Genomic DNA, 15,960 nt, shown 5'->3' with positions numbered 1-15,960 from the left:
AGATGGTCTTTTCGTCCGAAATTTTCCTCTTCATGTATCTGCCATGCTTTCTGATCGCCTATTACCTGACGCCGCCCCGGTTTCGTTCGCTCACGATCCTGATCGGCTCGTACATCTTCTATGCTTGGTGGCGGGTCGATTTTCTCGGGCTTCTCTTCGCAACGACGGTGTGGGTCTACAGCTTCGCCATCCTCATCGAGAAGAACCTCGATAAGCCGCTGGCGAAAACACTGATGATCGTGGGGATAACCGGCTGCCTTCTGGTGCTTGGCATCTTCAAGTACCTGAACTTCTTCATGGACAGCATCGCTGCCGTATTCGGTACGACGCCCGCCGAGATGGGTTTCCACTGGCGCCTCATCCTGCCGATCGGTATTTCTTTCTACATCTTCCAATCCGTCAGCTATCTCATCGACGTTTACCGTCGGGATACACTGGCGACACACAACTTCATCGATCTGGCAGCATTCAAGGCACTCTTCCCTCAGCTTGTGGCCGGTCCGATCCTGCGCTTTCGCGACCTTGCCGACCAGTTTAAGTATCGTGAACACAGCCTCCAGAAGTTTGCCGATGGCGCCGCACTGTTTACGGTCGGCCTGGCAAAGAAGGTGTTGATCGCCGACAGCATCGCGCCCCTTGCCAATGCGGTCTTTGCAGACCCCTCGCCTACCCTTCTGGAATCCTGGACCGGCGCAATCGCCTATATGCTCCAGCTTTACTTCGACTTCTCCGGCTACAGCAACATGGCCTGCGGTCTGGGCCTGATGATCGGATTCCAGTTCGTCAAGAATTTCGACATGCCGTACACCAGCCGCAGCATCACCGAATTCTGGCGCAGATGGCACATCAGCCTCTCCACCTGGCTTCGCGATTACCTCTACATTTCGATGGGCGGCAGCCGTCTCGGTCCAGCCCGCACCTACATCAACCTCTTCCTCGTCATGCTGCTGGGCGGGTTGTGGCATGGCGCGAACTGGACGTTCGTGATCTGGGGAGCGTGGCACGGTGGGCTTCTGGCCGTGGAGCGCGCAACTGGGTGGGACAAGAAGGCGCAACACCACTGGGTTTCGCTTCCCCTCACGCTTCTCCTAGTCCTGATCGGATGGGTGGTGTTCCGCGCGGAAAATCTCTCCATTGCCGCCAATGTCTATGCCGGGATGCTCGGCTTCAACGGTCTGGAACGGACGCCCGTGCTCAATCTTGCCTTCACGCGGGAAGCCATGCTGATGATGATTGTGGCGACGTTCGTCGCGGCCTTCGAGCCATGGCTGCAAAACGCCTTCCAGTCTGATCAGAATGTCGTCATCCGGCCCGATGGCACCATGGTCATGGAGACATCCGTCGCGTTGCCGCTGATCATCCTGCTTCTCTGCGTGATTACCGTGATGAAGCTCGCCGACAGCGCCTATTCACCCTTCCTCTACTTCCAGTTCTAAGGAGCCAGATCATGACGGCAGTTCGCTCGACGCTCGCCATCCAGCTTCTGATACCAGCCGCCCTCTTTGGTTACGCGGCCATCGCAAACTTCAGCATACCGGGTAGGATCGCACCCGCCCAATCAGCGGAAGAGCCATCGCTCGCCTCCTATTTCAACGGGGGTGTGACCGTTCATCTCGAGAAACTCTATCGGGATGGCCTGCCGCACCGTCAGCTCGCCGTCGAGATGGTCGGTGCCGCCCGGTACCTCCTTCTGGGTGAAGGAAGACGTGGCGTGGTTGCCGGGGAAGATGGTTATCTTTTTACCGACGAGGAGTTTCGTTCACCTGCCCATCTTGAAGCATCTATGACGGCGTCCGTCGATCAGATCTCCAGCATTGCCAAAACGCTGGCAGACAGGAACATCCGGCTCATCATGGTCCCGCTGCCGATGAAGAGCGATGTCTATCACGATGAACTGCACCAGCCGGCGGCTTCGGCCATGGCCAAGGAAATCTATGAGAATTTCCGGGCCAAACTCGTGGAGCGCGGCATAACGTCCGTCGATACCCGCAGCGTACTTGTTTCGGCCCGCAACGGCCAGCAGGTTTTTCTGAAAACGGACACTCACTGGACGCCCGCTGGCGCACAGGTCGTGGCAGATGCGGTGGCCGCACAAGCGCTCGGCGAAAAGCCGGATATGTTCGAAATGTCTCAAGGCGCGGATCAACAGGTCGAGGGCGATCTCGTCAAATACGTGACAGGCGGAGTTTTCGCTCGTTTCGTCGGTCTGGGAACGGAAACGGTCACGCCCTATACGGTGACGGCCAAGGCCGATACGTTTCAGATAAACGACCTGTTCGGAGATGCGACGAGCATTCCGGTGGCGCTTGTCGGCACCAGTTACAGCGCCAACGAACTCTGGTCTTTCGCACCTCTCCTGTCTTTCGAGACAGGGCTCGACGTCGCCAATGCCGCGCTCGTCGGCCAGGGCCCTGTCGCGCCGATGCGCAAGTATCTCGCATCGCTGAACGAAGCTGCCGCTCAGCCGCAGAGCGTTGTCTGGGAGTTTCCCGTCCGCTTTCTGACCGATCCCCATCTGTGGGGCGAAGCGCCTGAAAAGAAGGAGGCCGGTCATGGCTCGCACTGACTCTAACGTATTTCGTTTTTGTGGAGCCGCCGTCATGGGGGCGGTTCTGGTTCTCTCCGTTGCGGGCGATGCCTCGGCGGCAGCGCGCAAAAAGAAGAGTTTCATCTCCGGCATCACCAGAACGGATCAACTGCCGACACAGGAACTGCGGGATGCGCGCAAGCGCATGGTCAGTAACAAGCGCATTCCCTACCGGCAGATGCAGGCACTGGCGGACCACGGCGATAGCTTGGCGGCGCTTCTAATTGCCAAACAGCTTTATGAAAAACCTGAGCTGTCCAATGACGCCCTTCACTATTTCACGATGGCAGCCTCGGCTGGCCGAGCCGGGGCCGTGAAGCCGCTGGTGGCGCTGGTGCATAAGGCGGAGCCAACCACCAGCAACAGGAAGCGTCTGGAGTCGGCGGAAGCAGCACTCAAGGCACATGCCGCACGGGGCGACGAAGCCGCGTTCGAAGGGTTGATGTCAGCATACCGCTCAGGGACGCCTTTCGATAACAGCTCGGAAAAATATGCCGACTTCCGGGCGAAAGCGGCGCTCAGGGGCAATTCTGTCGCTGCACTGGAAGAGGCAATCAGCCTGATGTCGCTGGGCGATGCAGCGACCAAGAAAAAGGAGATCGAAGCCTATCTCGTCGTTGCGGAGCGCGCAGGCGACCTGAAAACGCAAAGCGTGGCGGGCGCGCTTCGTCGCAAGCTCGCCTCCAACGATGTCACGGAAAACCATAAATCTGGGGACGTTGATGATTAGCATCCGCAATATGCATTTACCATTCGCCCCATGTGGGGTCTGGATGGCCATTTTTTGTTTACCCGCCATTGCTTCAGATTTCGGTTGCTCGCGACTGGAGAACGACCCGCTGGTCGCCTCCGTGGAGGGGAAGCAGGGCTATTTTTATCGCGTTCTAGCCGATATTCGCATGCAACACCAGCTGAGCGACCACACCGCCAAGCAGCTCGCCGAGGTGGCGAAAGCGCTGGAGGCAAATGGTACGACGCTGGTATACGTTCCCATTCCCACCAAAAGCCTGACGATGCCGCAGTTCTTGCCTGACCGGACCTACGAGCTCGGCTTCAACTACGATATCGCCAAGGCGGCCTATGATGACGCGCTGGCAAAATTGCGCCACAACGGCGTTCTCACCGTCGATGTGCTCAGCGCGCTTCGCAGCAATGATAAGTATCATCCACCCTTTTTGCAGGCGGATTTCCACTGGACGGCGTGGGGCGCTCAATCTGCGGCAAAAGAAGTTGCGGCGACGATCAAATCTCTTCCGGGAGCCGACACGCTCCAGACGGCGTCTTTCGAAACCAAGCCGACCAATCGGCAGCAGATCATTTCTACCATGCGGCGTTTTCTTCAGGCTTCATGCCTGTCCTCTCTGCCACTTGCGGAAATGGATTCTTTCGAGACTACGGAAGTTTCAGCACCGGGCGACGCTCAACTCGATATCTTCGGCAGCGACGACGCCGGTGATCAGGTCGCGCTGGTCGGGACGAGCTTTTCCGATCTCGCACCGGCCAACTTCGCAGGCTTTCTCTCCCAGGAAATGCAGACGCCGGTCAGCAATTATGCGGTGTCAGGCGGCAACCAGTTCGGTTCCATCACCTCTTACATCACCTCGGCAGCCTTCGCCGAAAAGCGTCCCAGGTTTCTGATCTGGGAAAATCCTATCTACAACAACCTTGGCAAGTTCGGCGATGCGCCGTTGCGAGAGCTGACGGCTGCCGCCACTAAGACATGCGATCTCGTTCCCACACCTCTTGTTTCCGCACTTGAAAGCAATGTCCTCGATCTCGCTTTGCGGCCTGAAATTCTCAATAGCCCTTCCGTTATTCTGGCTGACGCCGGAAACGAGAACAGTCGGCAAGCCATACTGCGCGTGGCACTTGAAGGGGGCGATGTCATCGAAACACAGATTTCGAGACCTGCCCGTGCCACATCAAGCGGGCGCTATTACTTCCCGTTCGATGCCCATTCAAAAAACGTGACGAACGTACAAATCGTTTTCGACACCCTGTCTCCCGAAAGGGCCGGTGTGAGCATTTGCCACTCGGCAAGCGTAAAGGAAAACTGACATGAAGCTTCTATCAAAAGTACTTCCGTTTGCAGTCTTCGCCGCCAGCGTTACGGCCTCCCTCACCGCGCATGCGCAGGACGCGGGACTTTATGGCAGAGCGGACGATCCAAATGCGTCCTTCGTGCGTGTGGTTACCTTCGATCAACAGACGGCAACGATTGGCGGCAAGCCGGTTTCGCCCGATAAGGGTGTGTCGGCATATGTGAACGTCGACCCCGGCTCCGTGGAGGTTTCATCCGGCGGCAAGAACGCCGTCGTGAAAGTCGAGCCCGGCAAATATTATACGATGACCATCGGGGCTGACGGCGAACGCGTGTTCAGCGATATCGTCAAGAACGATCCGGCGAAAGCCCAACTGTACCTTTACAATCTAAGCGACATTCCGAATGTCGACCTGTTTGTGCCGGCAGCAAAGGCGCTTGCCCTGAAAGGCGTGGCGAAGGGCGAAAGCAAGGACGTTGCGCTGAAGGCACCGCTTTCCTTGGCCTTCGAAGTCCAAAAGGACGGTGCGGCAGTCGCAAGCATCGAACCAATCGATATCAAGCGGAAAGCCGGATATTCGATCGTGATCAGAGGGACGAACGGTCAGTACAAAGCCGTCGCGCTCGAAAACAATCTCCTACAAAGATAAGGGGAATACGCCATGTTGCGTGCATCCAGAACATTCAAAGCCGCAAGCAGCGCTCTATCCTCGGCAATAGTCGTTTTCGCAGGCACGGCTGCATTTGCCGCCACTTCACAGCAACTCAAAATCGAATTCCTGCCACCGAAGGTCGAGCCTGCCAAAATATGTGTTCAGCGCGCGACCGATGAGGATATCGCGACGCGCTGGACGGCGTGGGATCGGCAAAAACTGCCGGACGCCAAGGAATGGGTAATCCTGCGCGAGGCACAGAGACTTCGCGATCTGGACGCGGTGCGCAATTTCGATCTTGTCCAAACGATCATCGATCGCCTCGGTGAACGCTCCGACCTGACGCCAAACGATGTCGTTGCCGAGAAAATTCAGCTGCATCTACGCGCCAGCAAGCTCAATGAACTTGAGAGCAGCGGTCTGCTGACCAAGCTCTTCGCTGTCGGAAACGCCATGTCGGCGAGGGAAATGAAGCTCGCCGCCGACCTGATCCTCACCGGTGTGACAAAAAATCACGGCGGAGAGGCAGAGGCAGAACGTCTGCTGGTCCGCGCCGCTTCGAATGGTCACGCCGATGCCCTTCTGACCCTTGCCAAATCGCAGCTCAGCGGCAAGCCGGTGCCGGGTTGGAAAATGGAGCCATCGCTCGCCATAACAATGGCGCTGGGTTCGATGGTCGGCAAGCTGGACGACCGGATATGCGAGCGCGTATCGCGTATCGCCCGCGAATTCGAAAAGGGTGAGGCCGTAGCGCCGGACCGGCGGATTGCAGAGGCATGGCTTCGCGTCGCCGCAGATCTGGGCGATGGCGCTTCCGCATGGAAGGTCGCCCGTTATCACCTCGAAAGTACGGCGATCGAAAAGGACAACGAGACCCTGTTACGCTATCTCAAAATGGCGGCAGACAACGGCGTCGTGCCGGCGATGGTCGAATTGGCCAAGATTTACAACACCGGTGCCATCGTGGAGAGAAACGAGACGCTGGCGCGCGAATATTTCATAAAGGCTGCCGACGTTGGTAATAAGAGCGGCTTGACACATCTGGCCGCGATTTACCGCGCAGATAGCGACAATCTTCAGTCGCTACAGGCATATGAAGACACATTGCGCGAGCTTGCAAAGCTGAACGATGCGCCTGCCTGGGTGTTTTCGAGACTGGGGAACCTCACCCTGGAAAAGCAGGGACAGTGGGCCGGGGAAGCCGAAGCGACCGCCTTCTTCGAGAAGGGGGCCAAGCTTCGCGACATTTCGTCCATGAATAGTCTGGCCGAAATGCGCTTCAGACATGTCGATGAACCCGGTCGCTTCAATGAAGCCACAAACCTTCTCCGCGCAGTTCTGGAGAATTTTGGCGTCACCGGCACCGTAAACGACCTAAAAGCGGCGTATCTATGCAGACGACCGGGCGGCCCGGATTTTGTAGAGGCCGCAAAATGGGATGAGATGAGCGATGAGGAAGTCGCCTCCAACTGGCCATTGTGGCGGATCGTCAAGCTGTGGCGTCGACCGGATGCCGTTGAAATTGCGGCCTTGCAGTCGGAAGCGCTCTACGGTCGCTCCGATGCACTTGCGGCCTATCTGTATTATCTGAAACTGACGGCTGCAGAGCCTGCAACCATGCGTGAATGGACCGCCAAGGTCAGCGCAAACGGCGACGCCGGGGTTGGCCATGCCAAGCTGTTGCTGTCCGCAGCAACCAACGACAGCATGAAACAGGAAGCTCTCCAGCTTTATCTTTCCGCAGCCGAAACGGGGTCCGTCGCTACGCAGGTCGCATCAGCAATTGCAGTGATCGCCAACCTTCCTGACAATGAACAGCTTCGGAAACTTGCACTTGGCTATCTCGAAAAAGCCAGCGCAGAAGGCAATGGCCGCGCCATGCGGGCGCTGGCGTCGCTTCGTGGACAGGAGGAAATCTATCGGCAATACAAGGACGTCATCGCAAGCGACGGCGATTCAACGGCTCTGATGTTTGCCGCAGAAAGCGAGAACTCAACACGCGACCGGGCCCGGCTTCTTTCCATGGCGTCTTCCATCATGGACTGCAATTTCGAGAATGCATTTTCGCTGGCAAAGGCATATGCTCCTATCGATGCGGCGAAGTCACAAAACTGGATCACAATCGCGCAGACCGTGTCCGAACAAAGGGGCTGGCGCTTCCGGCTTCTCGCCGAGTTCGTTGCCCAAAATCAGGGAAGCGATGCGGCACAGAAATCCATCGCTCTTTATGAAGATGCTGTTCGTCTGGGCGACATGAAAGCGGAAATGGTTCTGTTGAGCCATTATTCAGATCCGACAAAGAAGACTTACTCTAAGGACAAGGCCGCCGAAGTCGTTCTCTCCTCGATCAGCAACACCACGCCGGACCAGCTTTATGAGCGTGTTGCGCGTATCAAGAAAATGAACGATCCGATCCGATCACTGGTTCTTTCCAAGGTAAATCTGCACGATCTTTACAAATCGGCAGCGGAGAGCGGAGATCCCGGTGGCATGCGCGAATATGCGAAATATGTGATGACTGAACCAAGGCCGGGTGAAGGCGTGGAACAGGTGCAAACATTGCTGACAACAGCCGCGAAATTCAACGACGTGCCTGCTATGCTCATTCTCGCCCGCAACCACGCCTATGGCATCGGTGGCCCCGTGTCTCTGGACGAGGCGAGAGGCTGGCTGCGCAAGGCATCCGCTCTTGGAAGTGACGAGGCCGCAGAAATGCTGACCGGCATGAACGCCAAAATGAACTGAAAGGTGGGAATGTGACCGTTTCTTTTCTCAAATGTGCCGGAATTGTCTTCAGCCTGGTGGGCTTCCTGTTTGCAGCCAATGCGCTTGCTGATGACAAGTGCCCGCAACCGCTAAACCCGGTGGTGAATGTGGATCTACCGTCGCGGTACAAGGACGACGATAAATCCCGCTCGGAAATCGACGAAAAACTGAATGCCGAGGTGGAAAAATCTATTGCCCCTATCGATGGCTTTATCCGCGATCTGGCCGAAGTCGCAAACAGGACCATGGACGAAAAAAAGGCGGATGAAGCAGCCGACTGCATTTTCGCCAATCTTGCGGTCTGGGCTACGGCTGGAGCGCTGACGCAGGCCGAAACGATGAATGCACATCTGGCTCTATCGTCCCGTATAGCCGGCATCGCAGCAGCTTACGCCAGAGCTATGACCGTGAAAACGCCGCCGACAGAAGCGGGAACGTCGATTGAAAACTGGCTTGGGTGGCTGGCTGAAAAGCAAGTCCTGTTTTTCGATACCGAGGCCCCGCCCATTGCTTCTCGCAACAACCACCGCGCATGGGCAGGGCTTGCTGCCGCACAGGTCGGGGCAATCACCAATCGCCAAAACCTTCTGGACTGGGGGGCGCGGACGAACGAGATGCTGATCTGTTCGGCAAACCCCAATGGCAGCCTGCCTGAAGAAATGAAGCGCAAGGACAAGGCGCTGCATTATCAACTACACGCTGTCGCCCCCCTCGTCGTTACGGCACTGCTTCTATATCCATCCCGCCCGGAAACGTTGGGGGTCTGCGAAGGGAAGCTGGACAAAATCGTGGACTTCACTATCACCGCACTTGCGGACCCCGCTATGGTTTCCGACCTTGCTGGTGCGAGGCAAAGCTTTCAAACAAAAAAGGAAAAACTCCGCGGGTTCCAGATCGCGTGGCTCGAACCTTACCTATACCTGCAGGGTGGCGACACGGCAGCCACGGATCTCGCAAACACTTATCGCCCTCTTTCAAACTCGTTCCTTGGAGGCAATCTCACCGAATATTACAAGGATGTCGAATAAAAATTTAACGTGGCTGTGTTCGTCGCACGGAGATTTTCGACAGCGCTGATGCTGATTGACGCTACGAGCCTGCTTGGTCGTTCGGCACGCGGGAATGTGCCATTCTTGCCGGATAATGGCCTCTTTTCTGCGCTGATAGCAGCGATTAAGCCGGAAACGCCAATGAGAGTTGCGGGTTTCGGTAATTCGCGGACAGGGATTCCATTAAATCCCGGACAGCGATTTCACTAAATCCGGGACAGCATTTCCGCTAATTCCCGGACAGCGATTCCGGTAAATCCCGGACAGTCTTTCGGCAAAAAGATCGACTTTCGCACGCGCCGTTTTGCCATTCTGGACCTCGATTTGAACGAGGGGCTGATGAATGGCGAGACGGAAGCAGGTGAGACTTACTGACGTGAAGGACATTCGATCGATATTGCGACTGACGCACGAACAGGGGCTTTCGGTTCGTGCGATATCGGAACGGCTGAAGATCAGCAAAACGACCATTTCGACCTACCTGCTGCGGGCGCGTGAGGCCGGGCTGACGGGCTGGCCGTTACCGCCTGGGCTGGACGATGATGGCATTCTGCAGCGCCGCCTGTTCCATCGTCGCGGCCGTCCGCCCCAGGACATGCACGAACCCGACTGGGGCAAGATCGCCAGTGAATTGAAGCGGAAGGGCGTGACACTGACGCTGTTGTGGCAGGAATATCGCGAACGGCACCCCAACGGTTACGGATACACGTGGTTCTGCGAGCGGTTTGCCGCTTTCGAGCAGCGCGCCAGCGCCACCTTCCGCAATCGCCACACTGCCGGCGCGGCGATGCAGACCGACTACGCCGGCCAAACCGTCCCGGTGATCGATCCGGTGACGGGCGAAATCCGGCTGGCGCAGATTTTCGTCGCGGTTCTGCCAGCCTCCTTGTACACCTTCGCCTATGCAAGCTTCACTCAACGGTTGCCCGACTGGATCGAGGGTCAGCAGCTGGCGCTGGGTTTCTTCGGTGGCGTGACGAAAGCCATCGTCTGCGACAACCTCAAGGCCGGCGTTGCCAAGCCCTTGTGGTTCGAGCCGACCATCAACGCCACTTTTGCGGCATTCGCCGAGCATTACGACACGACGATCCTGCCGACCCGTCCGAAACGGCCGAAGGACAAGGCCAAGGTCGAAGGCAGCGTTCTCATCGTCGAGCGCTGGATCCTGGCGCGGCTGAGAAACGACCGTTTCTTCAGCCTTGTCGATCTCAACGTGCGGATCAGCCAGCTTCTCGACGATCTCAATAGCCGGCCGATGCGCCGGGTTGGCAAATCCCGCCGGCAGCTCTTCGAGGAGATCGAGCAAGACGCGCTTGCGCCCTTGCCGGCAACGCCATTCGAATATTCCGAATGGAAGTCGGCAAAGGTTCATCCCGACTACCATGTCGAGGTCGACAAGGCCTTCTATTCCGTGCCGCACCGCCTGATCGGCCGCCAGGTCGATGTCCGGCTTACAAGCCGGATCGTCGAGATCCTCCATGATCACCAACGTGTCGCCAGCCACCGCCGGACGTCGCAGCGGGGCGGTCATGTCACCGTCAACGAGCATATGCCGAAGACACATCAGCATTATGCCAACACGACGCCTGCGAGCCTCATCAAGCAAGCTGCAAAGATTGGCCGCAACGCTGTAATCCTGATCGAGCGGCTGATGCGCGATAGACCTCATCCTCAGCAGGGATACCGCGCCGCTCAAGGCGTTCTATCGCTCGCGCGCCGGTACGGCCCCGAGCGTCTGGAAGCGGCGTGCGATCGGGCACTGACGATCAATGCGCTCAGCTATTCCTCCGTCAGCACCATCCTCAAATCCGGTCTCGATCAGGCCCCGCCTGGTGCTGAGCCAGTCAAGCCCACCCCGATGCATGGCAACATCCGCGGCAGCTCCTATTACCAGTGAAGAAAGGAAGATACTCACATGCTCACACATCCAACCCTCGACCAGATGCATGCGCTCGGCCTATCCGGCATGGCGGCAGCATATCGCGACCTGGCCAATCAACCTGAGGGCAGCGATCTCAACCGCGATGAATGGCTCGGCCTGATGCTTGATCGGGAGATGGCCGTGCGCGGCGACAAGCGACTGACCAACCGGCTTGCAATCGCCAAACTGCGTTTCCCCGATGCTTGCATCGAGAACATCGACTTCGCCGCCCCTCGCGGCCTCGACCGCCGACAGCTCCTCTCGCTTGCCCAAGGCGAATGGCTCAAGGCCCATGAGCACTTGATCCTGACCGGACAAACGGGAACGGGCAAAACATGGCTCGCCTGCGCCATCGGACGGCAAGCGGCCCGCCTCGATTATTCCGTTCTCTATGTCCGCATGCCCCGTCTCTTCGAGGATTTGGCGCTAGCGCGCCTCGACGGGCGGTTTCCCCGATTGGTCGACAAGCTCGCGCGTGTTCAATTACTCATCCTTGACGACTGGGGAACCCACGCGCTCAGCGATCAGCAGCGGCTCGATCTCCTGGAAATCTTCGAAGAGCGCTACCGCCGGAAATCCACTCTGATCACCGCCCAGCTTCCCGTCGCGCAGTGGCACGAGATGATCGGCGAACCAACGATCGCTGACGCCATCCTCGATCGTATCGTCCATAACGCCCATCGAATTGCGCTCGAGGGAGACAGCATGAGGAAGCAAAAACCAAGACCGCTCTTGACCGAAGCGTAAAACGCCGAAATCAATAACCAATGACATCAACCAGGCGAACGAAAGTCAATCCCGCGAGACTGTCCGCGATTTAGTGAAACGACTGTCCGGGATTTACCGGAATCGATGTCCCGTTAATCTGAAATCCGCAATGAGAGTGATGGCTCTTCGAATGAGTTTCGTTTTCCTTGCGTTATCCAACTTGTCTCCCTCAGCGCAGTAAGCAGACTGATGGAGCTGCAGATCAAAACGATGCCTCCCATCGTCACTTCTAATCACTGGCATGGTGCTGGCGGCGACGAAGCCTTGTAAGTGACTAGATGCGAAAAGTTAAACCGGCAGCACTTTGATTGTCCGACATCAGCGCCCATGAGACAGAACCGGTGATTAGGCATGGAATAAGGACCCTGCACATGGGGTGATCGGCGTCCAAACGGGGCTCTGACTCACTTTTCATGAAATCAAGTGCTGGCTGATGTTGGTTTCACGCAAGGAATCAATACCATGGGCCATTCGCTCAGATCGTCGACGCTCGTCCCTCGCGGCTTTATAGTCGACAATACAGCCATTGATGACGACGTCATGTTGATCGCAGTCCGGCCGACGAGCAAAGCAAGCTTTTGCCCAATCTGTGGAACAAGGTCGGAACGAATCCACAGTCGATATCAACGACGCCTGGCTGACCTGCCCTTGGTGGGAAAGCCCGTTCGGCTTGTCATTGAAGCGCGCCGGTTCCACTGCGATGCACTGCTATGCGGTCGGCGAATCTTCGCCGAGCGCTTCGACGGAGACATTCTCGCGCCTTCGGCGCGGCGAACCGCCAGGCTTGACCACATCGTCCATCATCTCGGACTTGCACTGGGTGGCAGGCCAGCGGCCACCTTTGCCAAAAGGCAGATGTTGCCGGTCAGCAACGATACGCTGCTGCGCGTCGTGCGGCGACGCGGCAGTCCGCGCTTTGTCCCACCCACCGTGATCGGTATCGACGACTGGGCGTGGCGACGAAATCAACGCTATGGGACCATCATCTGCGATCTGGAACGGCGCAAAACCATTGCTCTCCTGCCGGATCGGGAGCCGTCGACGGCCCAGGCCTGGCTCTCGGACCAACCTCAGATCAGCATCGTCGCTCGCGACCGCGGCGGTGGTTACGCGACGGCTGCAGCCAAGGCGTTGCCACACGCCACCCAGGTCGCTGACCGCTGGCACTTAATGGAGAACGCCAGCCGGGCATTCCTCGATGCGGTGCGCAAATCGATGCGCCAGATCCGAACTGCGATCGGAGCGGCCACGATCAACCCCGAACTGCTGACGGCCGCCGAGAGGATCCAGTACGAGGGATTGTTGGTTTCCGCGGAGAAGTGAGCCGGTTAGGCGCATAAGGGGGTGCGGATAAAAAGTTGGACTGTTTTAAATGCTCAGGCCGAGGCTCTTACGATATTCGACCGGGCTGAGTGATCCCAGTGAAATTTTGATGCGCGTTTCATTGTACCATCGGATGTAGGCGTCCACCTCTGCCACGAACTGCTCGATCGTGATGACCTTCCAGTCTCGTGGATAGAAGAGCTCGGTTTTCAACCGACCGAAGAACCCTTCGCACGCGGCGTTGTCTTGCGAGCAACCCTTTCGAGACATCGAGCGAACCAGTCTTGCTTCGCTGATACGGGTTAACCAGCCGGGCCATCGATAATGGGCTCCGCGATCAGAATGGATGATTGGCCGTTCCTCGCCGTTGGCGACGGTTTCGATGGCTGCATCCAGCATGGTGTTGACGAGACCTGCATCCGGTTGGGTTCCGATGGACCAGCTGATGACCATGCCGTCAAAGCAGTCGATGATGGGCGAAAGGTACACCTTGCCTGCTGGGATCTGGAACTCGGTGATGTCTGTCAGCCACTTCACGTTCGGCGCTTCTGCATGGAAGTCGCGATTGATCAGGTTCTCGGGCGCTGGACTGATCTCTCCCAGATAGGATCCAAACCGCCGTCGACGCGGCTTGGCAACGACCAATTGCTCCTGCTTCATCAATCGCTGGACAACCTTTTCCGAGATTACCACGCTTTGTCTGGCCAGCGACGCCTGCAGTCGTCGATAACCGTAGCAACGACGGTTCGTTTCAAAGATCTCAGCTAGGCTGTGGCGGACGGCGGCATACTTGTCTGCCAGGCACATGCGGGCGCGATGGTAGAAGTAGGAGCTGCGGGCAATCCGAAGCTGGGCAAGCAGCTCTGGCAAGCGATAAACTTCCTTAAGGGCGTCAATCAGTTGGGTCTTCTCCCGATTACTCAGGATCTGCAGATCGACGCCCAGGTCTTTTTTTAGGAGTTCGTTGGCCTTCTTCAGGAGATCATGCTCGAGTTGTAACTGGCGGACATCACGCTGGAGGGCTTCAAGCTGTCGCTCGAGCTCTTCACGTTCAGGCAGCTTGGGGTTGGATTTGCGGCGTTTCATGGATGAGGGAGCCTCGTGACCGAGTAGCTGATCTTTCCAGCTGTACAATGTCGGCCTTGAGACGCCCAGTCGGTCAGCTACCTGTTGAGCGCTTTCATCTCCACTGCATAATCCGATGACCCCCGCTTGCCGGACCTCTTCGGAATAGCCAGGGTGCCACGATCGACCGACCATCGATGTCCGCGCCTCCGGAAACGCCTCACGAACCCATGCGGTTAGAGTTCCTCGACCGGGATAGCCGAGCGCCCTCATCGTCGCAGAGATGCAACGATCATGGGTGCGAAAGTGCTCAAGTGCCGCCTGCCTCTGAGCCTCTGAATATTTTGGCGCTCGCGCTACCGGCTGAGTACGCAGGTCGAGATGCTGTAGGTACTCGCGGTACCAGCCTCTCAGCGCATTCTTGGTGGGATATCCCAGCTGGCGAATGGTCGCGTTAAGCCGCTTGCCAAGCCGGATATAGAGCTCAACCGCTCGAAGTCTGTCTGCGTAGGAATACATGAACTACCTCCTTGGTGGTCCAAGTTTTCGTCCGCACCCCCACCGGCTCACTTCTGCGCGGAAACCAACAAAGGAAGGCATCCCCGGCCCGCGTGGCCGCAAATGGCGCGACACCGCAATCCGTGGCCATGTTGGCCGGGGCAGCGGCATCCTCAACAACGAGAGCTATATCGGCCGTATCGTCTGGAACCGGCGCCAGTACCGAAAGAATCCGGAGACGGAACGACGTACCGCCCGCGCCAACGACGCCGCCGAGTGGGTGTTCAAAGAAGTCCCCGAGATGCGTATCGTGTCGGACGAACTGTGGCAGCGCGTCAAGGGCCGGCAGAGGGTAGTGGGCGATCTATTCGACTTCGGGCAGAGCAACCGGCTCAACGCGACACACCGGCCGGAATATCTGCTGAGCGGCATGTTGCAATGCGCCGAGTGCGGCGGCCCCTACGCGATCTCCGGCAAGGATCGCTATAGCTGCACAAACCGAAAGAAGCGCCTGCCAGTCGATGACCTCGGCGGCGCCTGCTGCGGTAACAGCAAGACAATCACTCGCCACGAACTCGAAGAACGCGTGCTCAACTGCCTCCCCGTTTCCTTCTACTCGCTCGATATCTTCGACCGCATTTCCGAGAAAATGGTCGCGCACGAGACGACCAAGCTGAAGAGCGCCCCTTCCCGAAGAGACGCATTGGCGGAAGAGCTTTCGACCATCAAGTCAAAGCAGGCTAGCCTCATGCAGCAGATCCAGGACCGGCATGCCGAAGGCCGGCCGCGCCTCGCCATCCTTGACGACCAGCTCGATGAGCTGGAAGTTACGCGCGAGAAGCTGGTCAAGGAGCTCGCCGGCACGGCCGAAGAGCCGGCAGAGGATTTTCACGAGAAGATTGCGAAGCTGAAGGCGCAGTTCAATCCAGCCAACACGGAGCTCGCCATCCGCGAGCTGATCTTCCTCGCCCGCAACAATGCCGACGAGCAGGCTAAGCGCCGGCTGATGCCGATCGTCCGTGATCTCATCCAGGCGGTCGTGATCGGCAAGACTCCCGGCCACCAGCCAGCAGTCCTGCAGGTTCATGGCGACATCGCCAACATCATGGCGTCTATGGATGTGATCGACATCATGCAGCAGCAGTTTGTGGCGGCTGCGCAGAACGATATGATGGCCCGCATTGCATCAGGCGAGATCGACACGGAGGCAAAAAAGGAAAAGCTCCTCGAGGCTTACGCCGAGGAGCTTTTGCGGAAGTCTCCAGAGTGGGAGAATTTGCAAGTGTCGG

At 57.7% G+C, this 15,960-nt stretch carries 11 protein-coding genes and 1 pseudogene; 11 read left to right on the top strand and 1 reads right to left on the bottom strand.

The window, feature by feature from the left end; translation table 11 throughout:
• The first annotated feature begins 2 nt into the window (after positions 1 to 2).
• From AGR2A_RS19850 to AGR2A_RS19805, 10 genes and pseudogenes are all read left to right on the top strand, one after another.
• Positions 3 to 1,436, top strand: coding sequence for an MBOAT family O-acyltransferase (locus AGR2A_RS19850; RefSeq protein WP_072493396.1), 1,434 nt, complete (start codon positions 3 to 5; stop codon positions 1,434 to 1,436).
• An 11-nt stretch (positions 1,437 to 1,447) separates the two neighbouring features.
• Positions 1,448 to 2,566 (top strand): alginate O-acetyltransferase AlgX-related protein, encoded by a 1,119-nt coding sequence (locus AGR2A_RS19845; protein ID WP_072493397.1) that lies wholly within the window; start codon positions 1,448 to 1,450, stop codon positions 2,564 to 2,566.
• A complete protein-coding gene (locus AGR2A_RS19840; protein WP_139786392.1) occupies positions 2,553 to 3,317 on the top strand; it encodes a hypothetical protein in 765 nt (254 codons plus the stop codon). Before AGR2A_RS19845 ends, AGR2A_RS19840 begins: the two co-directional genes overlap by 14 nt.
• A complete protein-coding gene (locus AGR2A_RS19835; RefSeq protein ID WP_080823307.1) occupies positions 3,277 to 4,644 on the top strand; it encodes an alginate O-acetyltransferase AlgX-related protein in 1,368 nt (455 codons plus the stop codon). Before AGR2A_RS19840 ends, AGR2A_RS19835 begins: the two co-directional genes overlap by 41 nt.
• 1 nt (position 4,645) lies before the next feature.
• Complete coding sequence (locus AGR2A_RS19830; RefSeq protein WP_072493400.1) at positions 4,646 to 5,278, top strand: alginate O-acetyltransferase AlgF; 633 nt, start codon at positions 4,646 to 4,648, stop codon at positions 5,276 to 5,278.
• Between the two features lie 12 nt (positions 5,279 to 5,290).
• Complete coding sequence (locus AGR2A_RS19825; RefSeq protein WP_072493401.1) at positions 5,291 to 8,026, top strand: SEL1-like repeat protein; 2,736 nt, start codon at positions 5,291 to 5,293, stop codon at positions 8,024 to 8,026.
• 11 nt (positions 8,027 to 8,037) lie between these two features.
• A complete protein-coding gene (locus tag AGR2A_RS19820) occupies positions 8,038 to 9,075 on the top strand; it encodes an alginate lyase family protein (RefSeq protein WP_072493402.1) in 1,038 nt (345 codons plus the stop codon).
• Positions 9,076 to 9,439: 364 nt separating this feature from the next.
• Positions 9,440 to 10,993 carry an IS21 family transposase gene (gene istA, locus AGR2A_RS19815; protein WP_080823306.1) on the top strand — a complete coding sequence of 518 codons (1,554 nt, stop codon included), beginning with the start codon at positions 9,440 to 9,442 and terminating at the stop codon, positions 10,991 to 10,993.
• A gap of 18 nt (positions 10,994 to 11,011) precedes the next feature.
• The gene (gene istB / locus AGR2A_RS19810; RefSeq protein WP_027677343.1) at positions 11,012 to 11,764 is read left to right on the top strand and encodes an IS21-like element helper ATPase IstB; all 753 of its coding nucleotides are present in this window, start codon (positions 11,012 to 11,014) and stop codon (positions 11,762 to 11,764) included.
• Between the two features lie 483 nt (positions 11,765 to 12,247).
• Positions 12,248 to 13,084 (top strand): annotated as a pseudogene (locus AGR2A_RS19805) (ISL3 family transposase); the annotation flags it as partial.
• A 69-nt stretch (positions 13,085 to 13,153) separates the two neighbouring features.
• Here AGR2A_RS19805 and AGR2A_RS19800 read toward each other — a convergent pair.
• On the bottom strand, positions 13,154 to 14,692 hold the full coding sequence (locus tag AGR2A_RS19800; protein WP_011983001.1) for an IS3 family transposase: 1,539 nt from the start codon (positions 14,690 to 14,692) through the stop codon (positions 13,154 to 13,156).
• Between AGR2A_RS19800 and AGR2A_RS19795 the strand changes: the two genes are divergently transcribed.
• Positions 14,691 to 15,960, top strand: a 1,270-nt coding sequence (locus tag AGR2A_RS19795) for a recombinase family protein (RefSeq protein ID WP_080823305.1), incomplete at its 3' end; no start/stop codon positions are given. The two genes, AGR2A_RS19800 and AGR2A_RS19795, sit on opposite strands and share 2 nt — an antisense overlap.

The organism is Agrobacterium genomosp. 2 str. CFBP 5494 (assembly GCF_900013495.1).
GTDB classification, from domain to species: Bacteria; Pseudomonadota; Alphaproteobacteria; order Rhizobiales; family Rhizobiaceae; genus Agrobacterium; species Agrobacterium pusense.
This window is presented reverse-complemented; position numbering and strand designations above follow the sequence as displayed.

Bases quoted from the DNA above. Each gene is read 5' to 3' on its own strand.
- AGR2A_RS19850 (WP_072493396.1), top strand. From the start codon at position 3: ATGGTCTTTTCGTCCGAAATTTTCCTCTTCATGTATCTGCCATGCTTT.
- AGR2A_RS19845 (WP_072493397.1), top strand. From the start codon at position 1,448: ATGACGGCAGTTCGCTCGACGCTCGCCATCCAGCTTCTGATACCAGCC.
- AGR2A_RS19840 (WP_139786392.1), top strand. From the start codon at position 2,553: ATGGCTCGCACTGACTCTAACGTATTTCGTTTTTGTGGAGCCGCCGTC.
- AGR2A_RS19835 (WP_080823307.1), top strand. From the start codon at position 3,277: ATGTCACGGAAAACCATAAATCTGGGGACGTTGATGATTAGCATCCGC.
- AGR2A_RS19830 (WP_072493400.1), top strand. From the start codon at position 4,646: ATGAAGCTTCTATCAAAAGTACTTCCGTTTGCAGTCTTCGCCGCCAGC.
- AGR2A_RS19825 (WP_072493401.1), top strand. From the start codon at position 5,291: ATGTTGCGTGCATCCAGAACATTCAAAGCCGCAAGCAGCGCTCTATCC.
- istA (WP_080823306.1), top strand. From the start codon at position 9,440: ATGGCGAGACGGAAGCAGGTGAGACTTACTGACGTGAAGGACATTCGA.
- istB (WP_027677343.1), top strand. From the start codon at position 11,012: ATGCTCACACATCCAACCCTCGACCAGATGCATGCGCTCGGCCTATCC.
- AGR2A_RS19800 (WP_011983001.1), bottom strand. From the start codon at position 14,692: ATGTATTCCTACGCAGACAGACTTCGAGCGGTTGAGCTCTATATCCGG.